Source organism: Halomonas sp. 72, assembly GCF_052379785.1.
Lineage (GTDB): Bacteria > Pseudomonadota > Gammaproteobacteria > Pseudomonadales > Halomonadaceae > Vreelandella > Vreelandella citrativorans.
Map to the genome: position 1 here is coordinate 127,989 of NZ_JBQSYY010000001.1, position 18,242 is coordinate 146,230.

General features: G+C 53.0%; 20 protein-coding genes and 1 pseudogene. 6 read left to right on the forward strand and 15 right to left on the reverse strand.

What is annotated here, in order from left to right:
* Positions 1 to 41: 41 nt before the first annotated feature.
* The 5 genes from ACT3T6_RS00600 to ACT3T6_RS00620 all read right to left on the reverse strand — a co-directional run bounded on the left by ACT3T6_RS00600 (position 42) and on the right by ACT3T6_RS00620 (position 3,511).
* Positions 42 to 1,547 carry a sodium:solute symporter family protein gene (locus ACT3T6_RS00600; protein ID WP_193054794.1) on the reverse strand — a complete coding sequence of 502 codons (1,506 nt, stop codon included), beginning with the start codon at positions 1,545 to 1,547 and terminating at the stop codon, positions 42 to 44.
* Positions 1,540 to 1,767, reverse strand: a complete 228-nt coding sequence (locus ACT3T6_RS00605) for a hypothetical protein (RefSeq protein WP_192527844.1) — start codon at positions 1,765 to 1,767, stop codon at positions 1,540 to 1,542. Before ACT3T6_RS00605 ends, ACT3T6_RS00600 begins: the two co-directional genes overlap by 8 nt.
* A gap of 170 nt (positions 1,768 to 1,937) precedes the next feature.
* The gene (locus ACT3T6_RS00610) at positions 1,938 to 2,411 is read right to left on the reverse strand and encodes a GNAT family N-acetyltransferase (protein WP_193054793.1); all 474 of its coding nucleotides are present in this window, start codon (positions 2,409 to 2,411) and stop codon (positions 1,938 to 1,940) included.
* Positions 2,412 to 2,503: 92 nt separating this feature from the next.
* Entirely contained in the window at positions 2,504 to 3,232 is a 729-nt protein-coding gene (gene bluB, locus ACT3T6_RS00615; RefSeq protein ID WP_193054792.1) for a 5,6-dimethylbenzimidazole synthase, read from the reverse strand.
* Positions 3,233 to 3,238: 6 nt separating this feature from the next.
* The gene (locus ACT3T6_RS00620; RefSeq protein ID WP_226912097.1) at positions 3,239 to 3,511 is read right to left on the reverse strand and encodes a hypothetical protein; all 273 of its coding nucleotides are present in this window, start codon (positions 3,509 to 3,511) and stop codon (positions 3,239 to 3,241) included.
* Between the two features lie 383 nt (positions 3,512 to 3,894).
* On the opposite strand from ACT3T6_RS00620, the pseudogene ACT3T6_RS00625 reads away from it, so the two are divergent.
* Positions 3,895 to 4,546 (forward strand): annotated as a pseudogene (locus ACT3T6_RS00625) (transposase).
* A 131-nt stretch (positions 4,547 to 4,677) separates the two neighbouring features.
* Here ACT3T6_RS00625 and ACT3T6_RS00630 read toward each other — a convergent pair.
* Entirely contained in the window at positions 4,678 to 5,610 is a 933-nt protein-coding gene (locus tag ACT3T6_RS00630; RefSeq protein WP_193054791.1) for a LysR substrate-binding domain-containing protein, read from the reverse strand.
* Positions 5,611 to 5,713: 103 nt separating this feature from the next.
* Between ACT3T6_RS00630 and ACT3T6_RS00635 the strand changes: the two genes are divergently transcribed.
* A complete protein-coding gene (locus tag ACT3T6_RS00635) occupies positions 5,714 to 6,556 on the forward strand; it encodes a PhzF family phenazine biosynthesis protein (protein WP_193054790.1) in 843 nt (280 codons plus the stop codon).
* Positions 6,557 to 6,646: 90 nt separating this feature from the next.
* Here ACT3T6_RS00635 and ACT3T6_RS00640 read toward each other — a convergent pair whose 3' ends face one another.
* Positions 6,647 to 7,096: a GNAT family N-acetyltransferase gene (locus ACT3T6_RS00640; RefSeq protein ID WP_193054789.1), complete on the reverse strand. Its 450-nt coding sequence runs from the start codon at positions 7,094 to 7,096 to the stop codon at positions 6,647 to 6,649.
* 99 nt (positions 7,097 to 7,195) lie between these two features.
* Positions 7,196 to 7,948, reverse strand: a complete 753-nt coding sequence (locus ACT3T6_RS00645; protein WP_193054788.1) for an NAD(P)H-dependent oxidoreductase — start codon at positions 7,946 to 7,948, stop codon at positions 7,196 to 7,198.
* An 88-nt stretch (positions 7,949 to 8,036) separates the two neighbouring features.
* Between ACT3T6_RS00645 and ACT3T6_RS00650 the strand changes: the two genes are divergently transcribed.
* Entirely contained in the window at positions 8,037 to 8,915 is an 879-nt protein-coding gene (locus ACT3T6_RS00650) for a LysR family transcriptional regulator (protein WP_193054787.1), read from the forward strand.
* A gap of 18 nt (positions 8,916 to 8,933) precedes the next feature.
* On the opposite strand, the gene ACT3T6_RS00655 is transcribed toward ACT3T6_RS00650, so the two are convergent.
* Positions 8,934 to 9,431: a MarR family winged helix-turn-helix transcriptional regulator gene (locus ACT3T6_RS00655; protein WP_319022151.1), complete on the reverse strand. Its 498-nt coding sequence runs from the start codon at positions 9,429 to 9,431 to the stop codon at positions 8,934 to 8,936.
* 100 nt (positions 9,432 to 9,531) lie between these two features.
* Between ACT3T6_RS00655 and ACT3T6_RS00660 the strand changes: the two genes are divergently transcribed.
* Positions 9,532 to 10,458, forward strand: a complete 927-nt coding sequence (locus ACT3T6_RS00660) for a DMT family transporter (RefSeq protein ID WP_193054786.1) — start codon at positions 9,532 to 9,534, stop codon at positions 10,456 to 10,458.
* A gap of 30 nt (positions 10,459 to 10,488) precedes the next feature.
* Here the strand turns inward: ACT3T6_RS00660 and ACT3T6_RS00665 are convergent, their stop codons facing one another.
* Positions 10,489 to 10,914 (reverse strand): GNAT family N-acetyltransferase, encoded by a 426-nt coding sequence (locus tag ACT3T6_RS00665; RefSeq protein WP_193054785.1) that lies wholly within the window; start codon positions 10,912 to 10,914, stop codon positions 10,489 to 10,491.
* A 175-nt stretch (positions 10,915 to 11,089) separates the two neighbouring features.
* Here ACT3T6_RS00665 and ACT3T6_RS00670 point away from each other — a divergent pair, with 175 nt between their 5' ends.
* Positions 11,090 to 11,254 carry a YhfG family protein gene (locus ACT3T6_RS00670; RefSeq protein ID WP_193054784.1) on the forward strand — a complete coding sequence of 55 codons (165 nt, stop codon included), beginning with the start codon at positions 11,090 to 11,092 and terminating at the stop codon, positions 11,252 to 11,254.
* Entirely contained in the window at positions 11,254 to 11,850 is a 597-nt protein-coding gene (locus ACT3T6_RS00675) for a putative adenosine monophosphate-protein transferase Fic (RefSeq protein ID WP_193054783.1), read from the forward strand. The genes ACT3T6_RS00670 and ACT3T6_RS00675 overlap by 1 nt, the downstream gene beginning before the upstream one ends.
* Positions 11,851 to 11,895: 45 nt before the next feature.
* Here the strand turns inward: ACT3T6_RS00675 and astB are convergent, their stop codons facing one another.
* From astB to ACT3T6_RS00700, 5 genes are read right to left on the reverse strand one after another with little or no spacing between them, the layout of a single operon-like run.
* Positions 11,896 to 13,263, reverse strand: a complete 1,368-nt coding sequence (gene astB / locus ACT3T6_RS00680) for an N-succinylarginine dihydrolase (RefSeq protein ID WP_287077661.1) — start codon at positions 13,261 to 13,263, stop codon at positions 11,896 to 11,898.
* A complete protein-coding gene (gene astD, locus ACT3T6_RS00685) occupies positions 13,260 to 14,732 on the reverse strand; it encodes a succinylglutamate-semialdehyde dehydrogenase (RefSeq protein ID WP_193054863.1) in 1,473 nt (490 codons plus the stop codon). The genes astB and astD overlap by 4 nt, the downstream gene beginning before the upstream one ends.
* A gap of 17 nt (positions 14,733 to 14,749) precedes the next feature.
* The gene (gene astA / locus ACT3T6_RS00690) at positions 14,750 to 15,778 is read right to left on the reverse strand and encodes an arginine N-succinyltransferase (RefSeq protein WP_087106373.1); all 1,029 of its coding nucleotides are present in this window, start codon (positions 15,776 to 15,778) and stop codon (positions 14,750 to 14,752) included.
* Complete coding sequence (locus ACT3T6_RS00695) at positions 15,778 to 16,860, reverse strand: arginine N-succinyltransferase (RefSeq protein WP_193054782.1); 1,083 nt, start codon at positions 16,858 to 16,860, stop codon at positions 15,778 to 15,780. Before ACT3T6_RS00695 ends, astA begins: the two co-directional genes overlap by 1 nt.
* A 38-nt stretch (positions 16,861 to 16,898) precedes the next feature.
* The gene (locus ACT3T6_RS00700) at positions 16,899 to 18,113 is read right to left on the reverse strand and encodes an aspartate aminotransferase family protein (protein WP_193054781.1); all 1,215 of its coding nucleotides are present in this window, start codon (positions 18,111 to 18,113) and stop codon (positions 16,899 to 16,901) included.
* Between the last annotated feature and the right edge of the window lie 129 nt (positions 18,114 to 18,242).

An 18,242-nucleotide genomic window follows, 5' to 3' on the forward strand; every position in this document is an offset into this window, starting at 1 on the left:
CAGTAAACACGCCATGCTACAGGTTGATATGACCTGAGACGCTACAGTGCTGCCTTTTTCCCAAGCCGGGTTAAACCACGCGGCGCCGCAATACGAAAAAAACGCTCCACGACATCCGCTTGTGTGGCCGGAGTCACTAACGACACTCCCACAAATATCGGCAAGTTGATGATTAGCCCCCAGAACCCCGCGTGGATTCCCAGCGGGTGTGGCCATAGCGTAGTAAACGCCACGGTAACCAAAAAACCTGCCACAATGCCCGCCATAACGCCCAAGCGTGACGCGCGCGGCCAGAAGAACATGCCAACAAAAGCAGGCAAGACTTGCGAGGCAAACCCCAGCCCTACCAGCAAAATCATCACCAGACTGCCCGGTTCAGCAATCGCGAGCGGTGCAATCACCAAGGCCATGATGGGTAAGATCATAAGCCTGGCAAGTCGACCAGTAGTAGCATTTGAAAGCTTTAACAGCGGTTGCAGTACATCCTTACTTAATGACAGCGACACCGAATGAATAAACGGCTCACTTGATGACATGGAAGCCGCCAGGGTACCCGCCCCCAGTAGCCCGACCAGCACAACAGGCAAATGCTGCATGGCATATTCAAGGGCCACCGTGTCTGCCCGCGCCAGGTCAGGTAGCGAGTAAATACCGATAAAGCCCACAACCACCATGGGTAAAATCACCACATAGTACGTTGGCAGCCAGGTAGCGCTGCGCCGGATAGTGCGTGCGGAAGACGCACTCATCCACTGGGTCCATACCGGGGGCATAAACGAGAACATCGAGACAATAATCGAGGTGGTCCAGAAGCTAAAACTCATATCCCCGCCAGCCCCTGGTAGGGTTAAAAACGCCACATGCTCAGCCTGAATACGCTCAAATACCGCTGCAAAACTTAAACCGCCGGTGGCGCTATGCACTGCCCACAAGCCTACAGCCCAGGCAACGACCAACATTAATACGCCCTGAAAGGCATTGGTACGCCCAATCGCCCGCTGACCGCTGGCGTACAAATAGACAGCAATAGAGGCAAGTACCAACACAACGCCTAACCAGACAGGAATGATACCGCCGCTCATCACAAACAGAATATAGGCCGAACCAACCGTTTGAAGCACCGCGTAAGCAATTGAGCCAACCGCCATTACCAGCGATGCCAGCGCCCCCAAGGCAGGGCTTTGATAACGGTCAGCAATCGCGCTTGCCTGAGTAACGTGGCCAAACTCAGCGCCAAACTGCCATACCTTTGGGCCAAAGTACCAAGCGATCAGGGCCAGATATGCCAAATAGATAGCGACGTAAAAGACCGCGACCCCCTTCGAATAAGCCCAGCCCGGTGCGCCCATAAAGGTATAAGCACTGACGCTCCCTGCGGCAATCAGCAGATACAGCGTGACCGGCCCCATGCTACGCCCAGCAACCCCCCACTCTTCCAGGCTATTCATATTGGCACGGGTGGCCTGACCACCGCGGGCGCGTAAGCCAATCATCATGGCAATGGCCACATAGATAAGCGTAATCAGCAGAGGCCAGAGGCTATTCATGGTTATCTCGCTCTACGATACGATTGCCTATCAGCATAACTACCACGCAAGAAAAAATAACCAGATAGCTCCATACCACCATCAAGGGCAGGCCTAGCACTAATGTTGCCCGGTTTACCCAACCAATCATCGGCCACGTTCCCATAGCGATGAGTGTTAAAAACGCAATTAATAAACCCCAACCCGCACGCGAGGTGGGCAGTACCAGTAAACGCCGCATGGTGATTCCCTAAAATTTTGTTAGCCGTCGTACCACTGGCCTACCTATTTTCATGTTGTGTGATCGGCAAATCGTCGGCCGATCAACGACTTGTCGCCAGGTATTCCAAAGCGGCAGCGTGCGACGGTACCGAAGTAGTACACTCCGCGTCCACTGCGTCATCAACGTCTTTACTCCGTTAAGAGGCGTCGCATGAGCGTCACGGTTTCGCCTCGGTATTCAAGCGTTTCTATCGCTTGCCAACCTAGCCGCTGATAAAGCGACTGCTGGTCAGGGGTATAGAGATAACATTGGTGAATACCGCTATTGCGCACTTCTGCCTCCACGCGTTGCACCAGCGCGGAAGCAACACCCTGCCCGCGCCACTCAGGCGCTACGAAAACAGAGGCCAGCCACGGCGTTAATTCGCGCCGAATGCTCATATCATCGTCAATTAAGCAGGCAGTGCCGACAGGTACGTCGTCTTGCAAAGCAATAAATACGGAGGGTACACCTAAGATACCGCACTCAGACATTGTGTCATCAATGGCTTCTTCTAGCGTTAGCCCTGGGTATAAATTCCCCCACGCTGCAAACGTCCAGCGCACTACGGTGGGAAGATGAGGACTATCTGCGCTAAGTCGCTGGATAGTGGTGTCCCGCATCACTATTTACCTTATTTTGCTGAAATTAACACCGTCACGGCAATCCTGTAGCCCACCTCGCACCATCATGCAAAAGCTCGCACCTGCGGCGATTAGCGTGACGAATCGCGCAGCAGCGCATCAAGAGGACCATTCTCAAGCAGCTTCCCCCAGCTATCGCCATGTACCAACTCACTTAACGGTAGCCTGGAGCGCCAGCCTTTGGCTTCAAGCTCCGGCTGATCCAGAAACTCGCTGACATAGCCAAGGCATAGATAGGCCACGGGATATACGTGTTCAGGCAGGTTCAAGGCGGCACTTAACTGAGCCTGATCAATAATACTTACCCAGCCAACGCCAACCCCTTCGGCCCGCGCAGCCAACCACAGGTTTTGCACCGCTAGGCACGTGCTGAACAAGTCAGTTTCGACAATACTGTTGCGGCCTAGCACGTGTGGTCCACCCCGGCTGCGGTCGCAGGTGATGCATAGATTCAGCGGGCTTTCGACAATCCCTTGAAGCTTGAGGCTACGGTAAAGATCATTACGCTCACCCTCAAAACGCTCAGCGGCTTTCTGGTTTTCCTGCTCAAATAACGCAAGGATAGACGCCCTGACCTCGTCACCTTCAATGACCATAAAATCCCAGGGCTGCATGAACCCTACCGAAGGCGCATGGTGGGCAGCCTGCAATAGACGCGCCAGCACGTCAGCGGGAATCGGGTCAGGAAGAAACTGTGAACGCACATCACGGCGCTCATAAATGGCACGATAAAGCCCGTGGCGTTCACTCTCTGAAAAGCAGGCATCTGAAGCGGTCACGGGTATCAACTCCTCTCGCATTTTGGTTTAAGCGTGGGCGGCGGGTTTGATCATATCAATATTCGGTATGCCGTCCTCATCGTAGGGCTCACTGATGCCCATGCCAGGATAGTTTTTTTCGGTGAAACGGATAGCTTCGCTCATAAACGCCCGGCTATATTGGCGGCCCCGGAAAGCCTTAAGTGTCATCACCCATCCAATAGAAGGCTCAGCGAATTTACCACCCGGCCGCCCCACCCGGATATACGCCACAAGCAGGCCATCAACCGTAGCGGAAAGATACCTAGCAAGCGGATCCAAATCATCAACCTCTTAATAGACACATTACTGCTCCACCACTAACACCGCTTCACGTGCCCTTACGATGTCATAAAAAACGTACGTACTTAATTCATCCAGCCGCGACCAGCTAAAACATAATGTTGTGGATCAAAGGTTCTCATAAATAAGTAGTTACTAGCCTGAATAAAATGGGTGCAGCGTTAATAGTTTTGCCAACAAGAAAAGCCACCTAACAACAAACGCTTAACTTTGTTAACATTTTACACGCTGAACGAGAATCAAGCAGCAATTGTTCTGTACTAAGTGCTTGATCTGAAGTGTCGTGTTGTCAGGTAGCTATCACGGATGAAGCCATGTTAAAACGCTTCATTGCTCCGCTTACTGACCCTGAATAGAGCGCACTGTCTTCCGCCTACCACTACAGTGAGAAACATGCACTACGCCGTCGTGCGCATGCCATCCTGCTGAGCAATCAGGGTCATACAATTAGTCAAATCAGCCAGATACTACAGGTTCGCCGCGACGCCATATCACGATGGCTAAAACAAACCTGGGTGAGCATGAGTTCTATTACTTTGGTGAGTCCGGCTTTCACAATCGTCATCGATACCCTATGCGTGGAGCCCTATCGAACAGCCCTTTGAGGTGACCGTCCACTCACCCGGCCGAAGTCTGAACACATTGGGATTCCTCAGCCGCACTGGAAAACAAATCTACCGAACCACTACCGTATCGGTGACCTCCGAGACGGTTATCGAAGCGTTTGACGTACAGAAAAACCGGATACCTTCGCTGTTGTGTTGCTCGAAAATGCCAGCATGCATCGCTCGCAGGCCTTCGGCGAAAGATAATAGAGTGGATGTCACACCGTATGCATCTATTTTACCTGTCGGCCTACTCGCCGGAGCTGAGTCTGGTTGGGATACTGTGGCGTTAGATGAAGTACGCATGGCTGCCGTTGAGTGCTTTCCTTTTATTTGGCCACCTCTGTGAAGAGGTACACACCGGCTATTGGATAGCTATGAAACTGACCGCACGATTAGTTTTGAATAAGCAATTAGTATGCGACACGCTTTTATAGAGATGCAGGATACCCCCACATACCCAACAACGTTTTTAACTTTTAGACAAATCAATAACCTGGCCCTATATTTTCGTCATCCAAATAAATATAGCTGTTTTTTTCAAATATTATTATCTGCGCGCATACTTTCAAAACTTTCAACCTGCCCCATTAACCACTGCTTAAATGCGATAACACGAAGATTTTCAACTTCAGCCGGATTTAAAACTAGATAATAGGCAAACTCATGTATACGCCATGGCATAATTGCTTGTACTGTTCTATCCAAAATAAGCTGACTAACAATAGAGTAACGCCCGATACAAAGGCCAAGCCCCTCAGCACAGGCTGCCAAGGTCAGATTACTGTCAGAAAACTGTAATTTACGTAGGGATGGATGAAACTCAACCCCAATTTCACGGAGCCAAGGCTGCCATGTATTCCAGGGTTCTGTTGGTTGAATACTACTATCTTCCAACAAAAACTGAGTACGCAATAAACTTTCAGGACGAATATCGCGAAGGCCGCTTACTCGTTTTGAAGGAGCCAGTATCGTCACGGCATCGCTCATTAGCTGTTCAGTATGTAGGTTTGGGTAGTTACCTGTACCAAAACGAATTCCAATATCTGCCTGATTATTTCGAAAGCTCAATAAATCACTTTCACCGCGCAACTTCAGTTGCAGACCAGGATAAAGAGCCTGGAAGCTTGCAAGCCGCGGAATCAGCCAGCAACGGATAAAAGAAGAAGGTGCTGATAGCGTCAACAGACCATCAATCCCCTCCTGTCTAAGCTCTTTTGTTGCTCGTTCGATTTGGGTAAAAATACTCGATAAACGCTCATAGTAACGACGTCCTGCATTTGTCAGAACTACTCCACGGGGTTGACGTACAAATAACAAAATATCGAGCCTACTTTCCAGCTCTTTTATACGGTGGCTAACAGCGGCTGGTGTCAGGTTAAGCTCCTGAGCAGCAGAGGCAAAGCTGCCTAATCGTGCAGCAGTTTCAAAGGCGCGAAGAGCGTTTAAAGGAGGGAAATTGACACTACTCATGGCTAAATTTTAGTAACCCTATAGGTGAGAAAAAAGAAGTTTCCATTATTTTTTTTGACGTCAAAATGATACTACCTTCCCCACCTTCAAGAGGAAAAGCCTCATGAGTAGCCTGTTATATCGATTAACTGCCTTTTCTGATGTTCCTTCTGGTGGTAACCCTGCAGGAGTATGGATTGGAGATGAGCTACCTAAAAAAAAGGAAATGCAAAATATCGCTGCAGAGGTTGGATACTCGGAAACAGCATTTATTGCACCATCAACAGGAGAAGTTAGAACTATTCGTTACTATAGCCCACTGGCAGAAGTTAGCTTTTGTGGGCATGCAACGATTGCAAGCGCCGTAATGCTGGGCCGCTTAAGTGGTATGGGCATTTATCAACTGAATACATCGGTGGGGCGCGTGCCAGTGAAAGTCGATATGATCGATGGTCAAATTCAGGCAGCGTTAACCTCAGTTGAACCTGACCATAGGCCTGCTCCTGTAGAGCTTGTTAATGAGGTATTAGAACGGCTTAATTGGTCTCTTGACAAAATGGATCCATCTATCCCTCCAGCTTTAGCCTATGGAGGAGCATGGCATCTTGTGCTGGCAGTTGGTTCTCGACACACATTAAGTCAACTTGATTACGATTTTAATGAGCTGAAATCTCTGATGTTACGAGAAGGGCTAACAACGCTACAGCTTGTTTTCCGCGAGAGTAATAACCTTTTCCATTCGCGAAACCCCTTTCCAGTCGGTGGCGTAGTAGAAGACCCGGCGACTGGAGCTGCGGCTGCAGCGCTAGGAGGATATCTACGCGAAGCCAAGCTGATTAACGCTCCTGAGAAATTTCTTATAAAGCAGGGTGAAGAAATGGGACGGTTAAGTCTTCTGCAAGTTGAAGTACCAGTGCAAGGAGGAGTCGTAGTGGCTGGCACAGCCGTAGAGATTACTACTCAATAGTCTACTACGCAGCCCTACGGTGATGTTGCTCCAGCGATACCCAGCAACACCATCTTCGAGACGGAACAGAGCGGTCGATAGCAACAGGTATTATCGCGGTTTTGCCATATCAATATGTGGTATGCCGTCTTCATCGTAGGGCTCACTGATGCGCTCGAACCCAAACGACTCGTAGAAAGCGTTTAAATAGACTTGTGCGCCGATCTTAATGCCCATACCAGGATAGGTTTGCTCGGTAAAACGAATCGCCTCGCCCATAAGCGCTCGGCCATACTGATGCCCTCGAAAAGCCTTAAGGGTCATCACCCGGCCAATTGAGGGCTCAGAAAACTTATCACCCGGCCCCACTACTCGGATATACGCCGCGAGCTGACCATCAACCGTTGCGGAAAGATGCCAGGCAAGCGGGTCCAGCTCATCAACTTCCTGATAGGCACACCGCTGTTCCACCACAAACACCGCTATGCGTGCCTTTACGATTTCATAAAATTCGCGCGTGCTGAGCTCATCAAACCGTGACCAGCGAAAATCCAAGGACATACCAGCTACCTTTTACCCGTGGCGTTATTTTGCGAACGCCAAGTGTACACAAGATTAAGTAGCGAAGCCTTTAGCACGGACATCGCCCAGTATATGTACCTAGCCTAGCCGCCAGCGAAGAGGTGCCGTTTTACTTAGCATGCCTTCTTCATCCCAGTCTTCCCATCCAGCAAACGGTATCGGCTTTTCACGCTCCCAGTGCGTTAGACGCTCGGCCCAGCGCTGTTTACAGACATTGAGATGTTTGCGTAGAGCTTCCTCATTCTGATACTTAATGCCGCCACCCTGCACGCCGTAACTCAGTTGAGGCGCCAGTACGTCAAACCCTACGTAATAAAGCGATGAGTGAATGGGCCATAGCCAGGCCGCCATATTGCCCGCCCGGCCAAAGGGTTGAAAAGCGGCTTCCGGTGAGCCTGCGGTCACCGACAGCATGGCGCGTTTACCTTTAAAGTAACCTTGATCGTAACGCATGCGACTTGTGTAGCGCCCGCCATAAACCAATACCCGATCAAACCATCCTTTTAGTACAGCAGGCTGTGCATGCCACCATAGCGGGAACTGAAAGATCACCAGATCGGCCCACTCCAGCCTTGCCAACTCGCGCTGGATATCCGCGGGCAGTGCTGCATTTTTGTGATGATGGCGCTGCTCATCTAGTGGTGCGAAATAGTCTTGATCAACTCGTTGGGAATAGTGTTCGGCGTGCTCTATCGCGTTGAAGCGTTCAGCATAAAGATCATCCACATCAACCGAATGCCCTGCTTTTTTCAATTGATTGACGGCGGTATCGACCAACCCACCATTAAACGAATGTGGCTCTGGGTGAGCCGTGACAATCAATGCGTTCATGAAGCTTCACACCTGTCGCTGGATTGAATGACAGGCTACCCTGTTCATATTTGCTCAAAAACCCCCTAATTATGAGAATTAACTTTGCATGAATGAACAGCAGCTAAAGTGGGACGATCTTCAAGTGATATTGGCTATCGCTCAAACAGGCTCTTTATCCGGCGCCAGCCGGCACCTGCGTATCAGCCACGCCACCGTATTTCGCCGTCTCAACGCGATTGAAAAACGCCTGAACGTCACTTTGTTTGAGCGTCATCGGCATGGCTATACCCCGACACTGGCAGGAGAAGATCTGGCGGCAACGGCAACGTGTGTTCAAATAGAGGTTGATAGCGCTGAACGCCGCCTTATTGGGCAAGATCTGAAGCTTTGTGGAAGCCTTCGCATCACCACTACCGACACGCTTTTTGCAGGATGGCTATGCCCTCTATTAACAAAGTTTCGTCAACAGTATCCTGATATTACGCTGGAAGTGGTGATCTCAAACCAGTTGCAAAGCCTATCGCGAAGAGAAGCGGACATTGCCATTCGACCGACACTCAGCCCACCGGAAACTCTTGTAGGCCGCAAGCTAAGCGATATCCGCTTAGCCATTTACGGCCAGAAAAACCGTTGGCAAATGGCACCTGTACCGCTGGATCCTACATCGCTCGACGGTGAAAGCTGGATAGGGCCAGATACGCATATGGGCGACGCAACGCTCGAAAAATGGATGATGGGTAAAAGCACGGGCTACAAATTAGATAGCATGCTGGGAATACAACTGGCAGTGCGTCAGGGAGCAGGTATCGCGGTACTTCCTTGCTACCTTGGGGATAGTGACGAGGAGCTAATCAGGCTTACCAAGCCAGTGGAAGAACTGACTACCCAGCTCTGGTTCCTGACTCACCCCGATTTGCGCTATGCGGCCAGAGTGCAGGTTTTCATGAAAGCGATAACGGAAGCAGTGCGCGAGCAGACAGACTAACCAAACAGCTAATACGCCTTATATTGGCTCAAGCCCTGCCAAAAACTGCTTGAGCAGTTCATCAAGCTGCGCCCGCTGGTCATCACTCAAACCACTGACCAGCTCTTCCTGTGTCGCCACATGAGCAGCAACGGCTTCATCAATTAACGCAAACCCTTTCTCAGATAGCGAAATCAGAAATCCTCGCCCGTCGGCGGGGTTTTTGACACGCTCAATCAACTCCGCTTTTTCCAACTGCTGAAGCCGATGTGTCATGGTGCCGGACGTCACCATGGTGGAGGCCATTAAGTCGCTGGGAGAAAGCGCGTAAGGTGGGCCTTCACGGCGCAGCGTGGCCAGTACGTCAAAGCTTGAGTCGTTAAGGCCGTACGCCGCCCACGTCTGCTCCATGCGCCGCATCACGCTATGATTCAGTCGTTTGAGTCGGCCCAGCGTGCCCATTGGGGCCACGTTCAAGTCGGGCCGCTGTTGCTGCCACTGTGTGAGTATTTTATCGACATGATCCATGGGGTTCATGCTTACCGCTTTTTAGCTTGACGTCAAGGTAAAAAGCCATATACCTTGACGTCAAGCTATTTTGAGAATCATATTAAAGATCAACCACAAGAGCCACACTATGCAACCATCCAAGGCAAGATCAGGGGCACTTCCCAAACAGAAGCGACTTGCCGCATTTATCTATCTTTTGGCAGGTGGCGCGCTGCTGGGACTTTCGACCAACGTGGCCAAACTGGCCGGTGATGCGCAGCTGTCGCCTCTCGCCTTTCTATTTTGGTCGATTACTGGCGCGGCTTTAATTCTGCTGGTCGTAGCAGCACTACGCAGCAATTTGCCGCCTGTCACGGGTCGTACGCTTGAGTATTACCTGGTTTCGGCCTTTATCGGCGTGGCGGGTTCTAACCTGATTTTCTTCTCGGCCATTCCGCATATTGGCGCAGGTTTTGTCGCCCTTGTGATTACATTGCCGCCGTTGCTTACCTACGTTGGTGCGCTGATAGTAAAGCTGGAACGCTTTCAGATGACGCGGGCGATAGGCGTTATGTCAGCGCTTGCGGGCGCCGTCACTTTGGCAGCTCACAAACTTTCCGCGCCTGATGCCGACTATGTGTGGATTTTGCTGGCGTTGGCGGGGCCGGTACTGTTGGCCATCGGCAATCTTTACCGAACGTTGCGCTGGCCAGCGGGTGTCTCAGGCGACGCTCTTGCGCCCGGTATGCTAGTCGCTGCGGCAGCCCTTCTGTTCAGCGTCAGCCTGCTGCCTGGATTTTCGCTTGGTATTCCAAGTGGGCAACGCCTTCCACTTCTCCTAATTGCCCTTCAATCAATGGTATTTGCAGGCCAGTTTTTACTGCTATTCCTGCTTCAGAAAACCGGCGGGCCAGTGCTTCTCAGCCTGTTGGGTTCCGTCGGCGCCGTGGTTGGCGTTCCGGTGGCGATAGTGCTCCAAGGAGAAGCCGCGCCGGAGGGCTTACTACCCGGCGCCCTGCTGATAGGCACAGGTATCGCTCTGCTTAACATCGGCAAAGCCAGGCAAATTTCCTAAATAAACAAAGGCATATCTGGCAGGTATCACTTAAACAATACGCCGTTCCATGTAGTGAGTATTGCCTTCCGTTTTACGAATGTGAAAGCCCATGCGTTCATAGAGCGCGACGGCAGGATTAATGCAGAACACCCGAAGGCGCAGCGTATCGATATTCGATTGCCGCGCCCTGTGTACCATATGGTGAATGGCTGCCGTACCAAAACCCTGACGCTGCCACTGCGGCGCGATTTGCAGCTCGCGAATATAGCAAGCCTCGGTAGCCTGGTTGATACACAGCAAGCCCACCGGGTGCGTATTGATGACCAACTGATAGCTCTCTAGGGTGCGCCACTCATTTTCAAACAAAGCGCTGTCCCAGTGCATATCCAGCTGTTCATAGTAGCCGGACATATTCTGGCGGATCAGTTGCTCTGCATAATCCTTATTGTTAGTCGGCTGAATGAGCGGCTCCATATTTACTCCCGGCGCTCCTGTCGGCACCTGTTGCGAATGTTGTTCCTGGAGAAGCTGACATCATAAATCATTACGTTGCCAGCGGTTTACAATATGACTCCGCTGTTAAGGTGAGAACCGCCCCCTTAATCCGCTATACTAGGCAGTAGCGTAGATAAATAACGAAGGAGGGAGTATGAACAACGTCTCTTTGGAAGCAAAGCGCCGCTATTATGCACAGGTCAGGCGTTCAAATTACCAGGCGAGCATGGCACTGGAAGGGATTATCGTTGATTCTCAGGCGTCTAAAACCAATAAAACCGATGTATTAGTTAAATATACAAAATATAAAAATTGCTAATGGATAAGTACGGCGTCGGCCAAGACCCTTATTGCTATCCCGGCACTGATATCTTGCGTAATAAGCTGGACATTTCCGACACGGCTGAGCTTGAAGAAGCGGAGCGCGATCTATCGCTTATTAACGCGGATAGCATTGAGTTTTTGCAGCCACCCTATAATTTTGCGTACTTGAAACACCTTCATCATCAGCTATTCCATGACCTCTATGATTGGGCAGGTAGTGTGCGCACTATTGATATAGCCAAAGGCGATACGCGATTTTGCCACGTTAATCGCATCATTCCCGAAGCTGAAAAGCTGTTTACCAAACTTGCAGAACACGATTATTTTATTCAGCTTGAGAAAGCAGAACTCATACCGGCGTGCGCTGAATTGTATGGTGATTTAAACGTTGTTCATCCCTTTAGAGAAGGTAACGGTCGCGCACAGCGATTACTCTTTGAACATCTCATCATCAACTGTGGCTATCACCTTTCATGGCACCCACTCGAGCAGAATGAATGGATAGCGGCCAATATCGCCAGCTACTATTGCGACTATCAACCGTTAGCATCCATTTTTGAGCGCTGCATCGGCTCACCTCTGACAGGCTAACGTCAGGGTAATGCCTGACGCTCTACTTTATTTCTGCCTTACCCCCTACCCCAACTGAAACGGGTAAACCGACCCTATTTGCAGAAGCTGCGTTAACTCATCCAGTGCGCTGAGCGACTCTTCTGCCAACTGCGGATCAGCGAGGTCATCAGGTGCCAAGCGATCCCGGTAGTGGCGGTTGACCCAAGCAGTAAGGTCTTCGTAAAGATCATTGGTGAGCAATACGCGGCCGGTCAGTGCTGCGCGCTCGGCTTCTGAAAGAGCAACGCGCAGGCGCAGGCAGGCGGGGCCGCCGCCGTTGCGCATACTTTGCTTGACGTCTTTCACCACCACGTCACTGATGGGGTTATTGCCTGCCAGCAGGTAGTCTTGAACGGTGCGCCAGACGGCTTCACGTTCCTGACATTCGCTGGGCACGACTAGCGTCATGGTGCCATCAGGGTTGGAAAGCAGCTGCGAGTTAAACAGGTACGACGCCACTGCATCTTCCAGGCTCACTGCTTCGATGGGTACGCGGACAGGAATCAAGGGCGTCGTCATCTTGCGGCGCAGCTCGTCGAGCGTGCCCTCTTCGTCCAGGAAAGCCATTTCGTGATATAGCAGCACGGGGCCGTTGCCCACGGCGATGACGTCGTTATGAAATACGCCCGCATCAATAGCGTCCGGATGCTGCTGAGCAAATACCGTTTGCGACTCAACAAGCCCATGCTGGCGGGCTACCGCTTGGCTGGCTTCCAACGTTTGGCGGGCGGGGTAACGAACAGGCTCGCGCTCGCCGCTACGCACGTCACCAAACGCTTGGCGGCCATACACAAACAGATGAACGCCCGGCTCACCGTACTCACCACACAGGCGAGTATGATTGGCAGCACCTTCATCGGAAAACGCCGGCGTGGCGGGCAGCACTGGGTGGTGGGCGAAGTGCTGTTCGCTGTGAAAAATGGCTTGCAGCACACGGCCCGTGGTTTGCGGCTCAAGAAAGCGATGAAAGCTTGATTGCAGGTTGGCCGGAGTGAAGTGCACCCGGCGGTCCGGCGCGTCGATGCTGGGGGTAACGGTGCCCGCATTGGCCGTCCACATGCTGGAAGCCGAGCAAACGGCCCGCAACAGCTGCGGTGCATCGGCGGCAGCACGGGCCAGCACATCATGATTGCTGCCGCTAAAACCCAAGTCGCGCAGCGCGCCGATATCCGGGCGCTGCTGAGGCGGCAGAACACCTTGGGCGTAGCCTGCCTCCATCAAGGATTTCATTTTTAAAAGCCCTTGTAGCGCCCCCTCTTTAGGATTGGACTCAAGGCCGCCGTGGCTCATGGAAGCCACATTGCCTACGGCGAGCCCTGAGTAGTTATGCGTCGGGCCTACCAGGCCGTCGAAATTGACTTCCCTAACGTTACTGATCACAGGTATTCTCACAGACTAACTCCCGGCGGCAGAGTATCGGGCATCTCCAACGCCTCGGCTTCCATGGAAGCCACCGGATAGGCGCAGTAGTCCGCCGCATAGTACGCGCTGGGGCGATGGTTGCCGCTGTCGCCGACGCCGCCGAACGGCGCATCACCCGAAGCCCCGGTAGTCTGGCGATTCCAGTTCACAATACCCGCACGGATGCGCAACAGAAAATCGTCCCAGTCGGCCTTTTCGCCGCCAATCAAACCCGCCGAGAGGCCATAGCGCGTGTTATTGGCAAGCGTTAACGCCTCGTCCCAATCGTGGTAACGGTGCACCTTCAATAACGGGCCAAAGTACTCCTCGTCAGGCACTTCCAGGCCCGTCACGTCGATTAACGCAGGCGTGAGCAGACTGGTATTGTCTTTAACACGCTGCATACGGTTAATCACCGTGCCACCCAACGCCTCCAGCGCATCCTGTGCTTTTAGCAGGCCATCAGCCGCCGCCACACTCACCAGGCCGCCGTAAAACGGTGTGGGCGACTCATCAAACTGCCCGGCCACATGAAGCCTGGCAATCGCTTCGGAAAGCGCGTCAATTAGCCGGTCGCCAACCTCGCCCTGGGGTACGATTAAACGGCGTGCACAAGTGCAGCGCTGGCCGCCAGACAGAAAGGCGGATTGCAAAATGGCCAGCACGGCGGCGCGCTCATCATCCACGTCCTTGACCACCAGCGGATTGTTGCCCCCAAGCTCCAGCGCGAGGATTTTATCCAGCTGCCCGGCAAACTGCTGTTGCAGCATGCCGCCAACCTTTGCACTGCCGGTAAACAGCAGGCCATCGATCCCAGGGTGTGCAGAGAGTGCCTGCCCCACCGGCACACCGCCTTGAACAAGATTGATGACGCCAGCAGGCAGCCCGGCTTCTTGCCAGCACTGCAGCGCCAAGTCCGCGGTTAGCGGTGTTTGATCGCTCGGTTTGAAGACCACCGTGTTACCTGCCAAGAGAGCCGGCACCATGTGGCCATTAGGCAAGTGGCCCGGGAAGTTATAGGGGCCAAACACCGCCATCACGCCATGCGGACGGTGGCGCAGCACCGCTTTGGCACTGCCTACAGCTTTTTCGCGCTCGCCGGTGCGCTCCTTGTACGCCTTGAGCGAGAGCGCTATTTTCCCCACCATAGCGCCCGCTTCCGTACGCGCCTCCCAAAGCGGCTTGCCGGTTTCAGAGGCAATGGCGACAGCCAGCGCTTCACTGCGCGATTTAAGTACCTCAGCAAAACGCTCAACCAACGCCTGGCGTTCGCTAAAGGGCGTTTTTGCCCATTCTGGAAACTCCTTACGCGCAGCGGCTACCGCTTCTTCAACCTGCGTATCACTGGCTGATGCCCCTTGCCAGAGCAGCCCGCCTGAGACGGGGTCAAACTTACTAAACGATGCTGCAGCGCCATTCACCCAGGCGCCGTTGATAAGCTGCTGTTGTTGGGCGTGCATCATGCTCTCCTACCTGTTCAGGTTTCCAGAAGCCGCACGGCATCACCTGTGGTAACCCCTAGGCGCTCAGCTTCTGTGTGGCTTAAAACAATCGTATCGCGGGTGGGTGCACGGCCTATCCACGCGGCGGTAAAGGCCTGCATGGTGGTGGTCGCAGCCAACCAGCGGCTAACGCTCTCATCAGGTGCCTTGGTCGATACTTCAACGTGATATAGCTGCGAATTGCGCACAGCCCGCACATCGTCGATATAGGCTTCAACCGTCGGGCCACCGTCAAAAATATCGATATAGCCTTCCCAGCGCAGCCCCTCTTTTTTAAGCATTTCAAGGGCAGGCCGGGTATGCCGATGCACTTGACCAATACACGCGCGCGCCTCCTCGGCCATAAACGTGGTGTAAATGGGAAAGCGCGGCATTAATTCACCGATAAAGCTTTTCTGCCCAAGACCGGTCAAGCGGTCGGCTTCACTGAAATCCATGGGAAAAAAGTGTTTTCCCAGGCTCTCCCAGAAGGGGCTGCGGTTCTGCTCATCGAACACGCCGCGCATTTCAGCGAGCACTTTCTCAGGAAAACGATCACGAAACTGTGCAATAAACAGCCAGCGCGCCTTGGAGAGCAGCGCACCGTTACGCAGGTGTTTATTGGCCTCACCCCGGTATTCCGGGCGCAAAAACAGTGAGCAGACTTCGGCATCGCCGGTATGGTCAGAGCTTAAAAACAGCGTATCGATGGTGCGGTGTAAATCCAGCTGTACCGACGAGTGCGCCAACGTACCCAACCGATAGTTATAAAAAGGCACTTCGTGCCCTACCTGGCCTTCAATGGCACAGCAGCCGGCCAGCTCGCCATTAGCCTCATCTTCCAGCACAAAGAAGTAGAGCCGATTGTTAACCGGGGTACGCTCTTCAAACGCGCGGACAGACGTTTCAATTTTTTCTGCCAGAAATTCTCGGTTATTGGGCAGCGAGGTAAAGCCCACGCCCGCCTGCTGCGCAAGCGCCAGCAACCCATCAACATCTGCACGGGCGATAGGACGAATGCGCATCATATTTCTCCTTCATCAAAGGCATCCACCGCGCTGGGCAGAGTAAGTGGTGCGGCAAATACAGCTCGCCCCTCCTCTACTCCCAAGCGTTTGGCATCCGCCTCTGAAAGCATCAGTTGCCCAGTGGCTGAAAGCGCGTAACGGGCGACAATGCAGCGAAAATCACCCAGCGCCTGATTAGCGATCAAGGCAGGTTCGGCATCGGGAAGCGTTTCGTCCGGGCGAAGGCGTACCGGATGCCAAGCGGCACGGTTGAATGTCGCCAAACGCTCGCGTTCGGCTTTCACAAGCGGCCCCGCGTCGAAAATGTCCACATGGCGCGAGCGCACGAAGCCTTCGGCAAGCATCTCCTGCAAAGCTTCTTCATGCGCAGGATGCTCCCGGCCAATCGCCGCCCGGGCCGGTGGCGTCAACAGCGGCAAATAGAGCGGGAACTGAGGCATCACCTCGGCAATAAAGCTTTTAGAGCGCACACCTGCGATGTGGTTGATATCGTGAAAACTGCGCGCAAAAAAGTGGTGGCCCACACTTTCCCAAAAGGGCGATTCGTTCTGCGCATCCAGGTAACCGGGAAACGCCACGGCCAATATGCGCGAAAAGCGCTCGGGGTACTGGGCAATAAACATCAGCCGAGCACGCCGCAACAGGCTTTCGGCGCTGGTCCCCTTGTAACGCGGATTTAGTGAATACGCGCACAGCAGCGTAGCGTCAGAAACTTCATGAGAGAGCGCCAGGGTTTGTACTTCGCGACGTACGTTGAGCTGTTGAGATGCATGAATCAACGTTTCCTGGCGGTAGGTGTAGTAGGCCTCATTGGCGCCCGCCTGGGCACGAATAGTGGCCGTTCCCAGTATTTCACCATGCCCCGCCTCATCCACCAGCGCGCTATTTTCAAGCACAAAGGTGTAGTGCTCGTTACCCGGAAACTCGATCTCATCATTAAACGCCGCCAGGGAGCGCTCAATGCGCTCCTCTAAACGTTCGCGGTTAGCGGGCAGGTTGGTAAGCTTGGGCGTCGCATGCTCTGCCAACACGACCAGCGCTTCGAGATCCGCCATTTTTACCGGACGAATGACCAGCATGCTTGACGCCCCCTCTCTCAATGTCGCCGTGGTCGAATTCATGCGTTGGCAACAAGGCGCTCAATCGCACGCTCCAAACGGGCCATACCTTCAGCAATGTCTGCCTCCGGCACCACCAGTGAAGGCGCCAGGCGAAGCACGTTAGGACCTGCAATCAGTGCCATTACGCCTTCTTCGATGGCCAGCGGCAGAATATCCTTGGCGCGGCCTTCATAGGCGTCCGACATCTGGGCACCTATCAACAGTCCCATGCCACGAATTTCTTTAAACACGCCATGCTTGCGATTAATGGTTTCCAACTGCTCACGGAACAGGTCGTGGCGCTTTTGAATGCCTTCCAGTACGTCTGGCGTATCGATAAATTCCAGCGCAGCCAACGCAATCGCGGAGCCCAAGGCATTACCGCCGTAGGTAGAACCATGGGTTCCAAACGCGAGGGATTTGGCGACGCTGTCAGTTGCCAGCATCGCGCCAACCGGGAAGCCGCCACCCAGCGACTTGGCACTGGTGAGAATATCGGGCGTTACGCCATAACGCTCATAGGCATACAACGTACCGCAACGGCCAACCCCGGTTTGCACTTCATCAAATACCAGCAGCGCATTGTGCTGATCGCACAGCTCGCGCAGGCCGTCTAGAAACTCGGGCGTCGCGGGCAAAATACCACCTTCACCCTGCATGGGTTCGACCATCACCGCACACGTGTCATCGCCCATTAGAGCGCGCACACTGTCAAGATCATTAAACTCAGCGTGCAAAATACCGCCAGGCACTGGACCAAACCCCTGGGAGTACTTGGGCTGACCACCCACGCTCACGGTAAACAGCGTGCGGCCATGGAAGGATTGGTTGAAGGAGATGATCTTGTCTTTCTTTTCGCCGTAATGGTCTACCGCGTAACGGCGCGCCAGCTTCAGTGCGGCCTCGTTGGCTTCACCGCCAGAAGAGCACAAGTACACCTTGTCAGCGAAGGTCCGTTCAACCAACTTTTTAGCCAGCTTAAGCGCGGGTTCATTGGTATAGATATTGGAGAGATGCCAAAGTTTTTCCCCCTGCTCTTTTAAGGCATTCACCAACACGGGATGGCAATGACCCAGCGAGTTCACCGCGATACCGCCCGCAAAATCAATATATTCACGCCCCTGCTGATCCCACAAGCGGCTGCCTTCTCCGCGCACCGGAATAATCTGCTGCGGCGCATAGTTGGGAGTCATGTAGTGATCAAAATCCTGCCGGGTTGGGGTCGTGCTCATGGGTCAGTCCCTCTCGTTGAGTCAATCAGTTATATCAGTATACGGGGCGAGCAAGCTCACCCGCTTTCAGTAATGTGACGGTAAATTATGTAATGCTGCCCATATTTCAGATTATTTCTGAAGGGAGGT

Bases quoted from the DNA above. Each gene is read 5' to 3' on its own strand.
- ACT3T6_RS00610 (WP_193054793.1), bottom strand. From the start codon at position 2,411: ATGCGGGACACCACTATCCAGCGACTTAGCGCAGATAGTCCTCATCTT.
- ACT3T6_RS00600 (WP_193054794.1), bottom strand. From the start codon at position 1,547: ATGAATAGCCTCTGGCCTCTGCTGATTACGCTTATCTATGTGGCCATT.
- ACT3T6_RS00640 (WP_193054789.1), bottom strand. From the start codon at position 7,096: ATGTCCTTGGATTTTCGCTGGTCACGGTTTGATGAGCTCAGCACGCGC.
- ACT3T6_RS00675 (WP_193054783.1), top strand. From the start codon at position 11,254: ATGGATAAGTACGGCGTCGGCCAAGACCCTTATTGCTATCCCGGCACT.
- ACT3T6_RS00665 (WP_193054785.1), bottom strand. From the start codon at position 10,914: ATGGAGCCGCTCATTCAGCCGACTAACAATAAGGATTATGCAGAGCAA.
- astD (WP_193054863.1), bottom strand. From the start codon at position 14,732: ATGCACGCCCAACAACAGCAGCTTATCAACGGCGCCTGGGTGAATGGC.
- ACT3T6_RS00605 (WP_192527844.1), bottom strand. From the start codon at position 1,767: ATGCGGCGTTTACTGGTACTGCCCACCTCGCGTGCGGGTTGGGGTTTA.
- bluB (WP_193054792.1), bottom strand. From the start codon at position 3,232: ATGCGAGAGGAGTTGATACCCGTGACCGCTTCAGATGCCTGCTTTTCA.
- ACT3T6_RS00655 (WP_319022151.1), bottom strand. From the start codon at position 9,431: ATGAACCCCATGGATCATGTCGATAAAATACTCACACAGTGGCAGCAA.
- ACT3T6_RS00660 (WP_193054786.1), top strand. From the start codon at position 9,532: ATGCAACCATCCAAGGCAAGATCAGGGGCACTTCCCAAACAGAAGCGA.
- ACT3T6_RS00670 (WP_193054784.1), top strand. From the start codon at position 11,090: ATGAACAACGTCTCTTTGGAAGCAAAGCGCCGCTATTATGCACAGGTC.
- ACT3T6_RS00700 (WP_193054781.1), bottom strand. From the start codon at position 18,113: ATGAGCACGACCCCAACCCGGCAGGATTTTGATCACTACATGACTCCC.
- ACT3T6_RS00635 (WP_193054790.1), top strand. From the start codon at position 5,714: ATGAGTAGCCTGTTATATCGATTAACTGCCTTTTCTGATGTTCCTTCT.
- ACT3T6_RS00695 (WP_193054782.1), bottom strand. From the start codon at position 16,860: ATGCTGGTCATTCGTCCGGTAAAAATGGCGGATCTCGAAGCGCTGGTC.
- ACT3T6_RS00645 (WP_193054788.1), bottom strand. From the start codon at position 7,948: ATGAACGCATTGATTGTCACGGCTCACCCAGAGCCACATTCGTTTAAT.
- ACT3T6_RS00650 (WP_193054787.1), top strand. From the start codon at position 8,037: ATGAATGAACAGCAGCTAAAGTGGGACGATCTTCAAGTGATATTGGCT.
- ACT3T6_RS00630 (WP_193054791.1), bottom strand. From the start codon at position 5,610: ATGAGTAGTGTCAATTTCCCTCCTTTAAACGCTCTTCGCGCCTTTGAA.
- astA (WP_087106373.1), bottom strand. From the start codon at position 15,778: ATGCGCATTCGTCCTATCGCCCGTGCAGATGTTGATGGGTTGCTGGCG.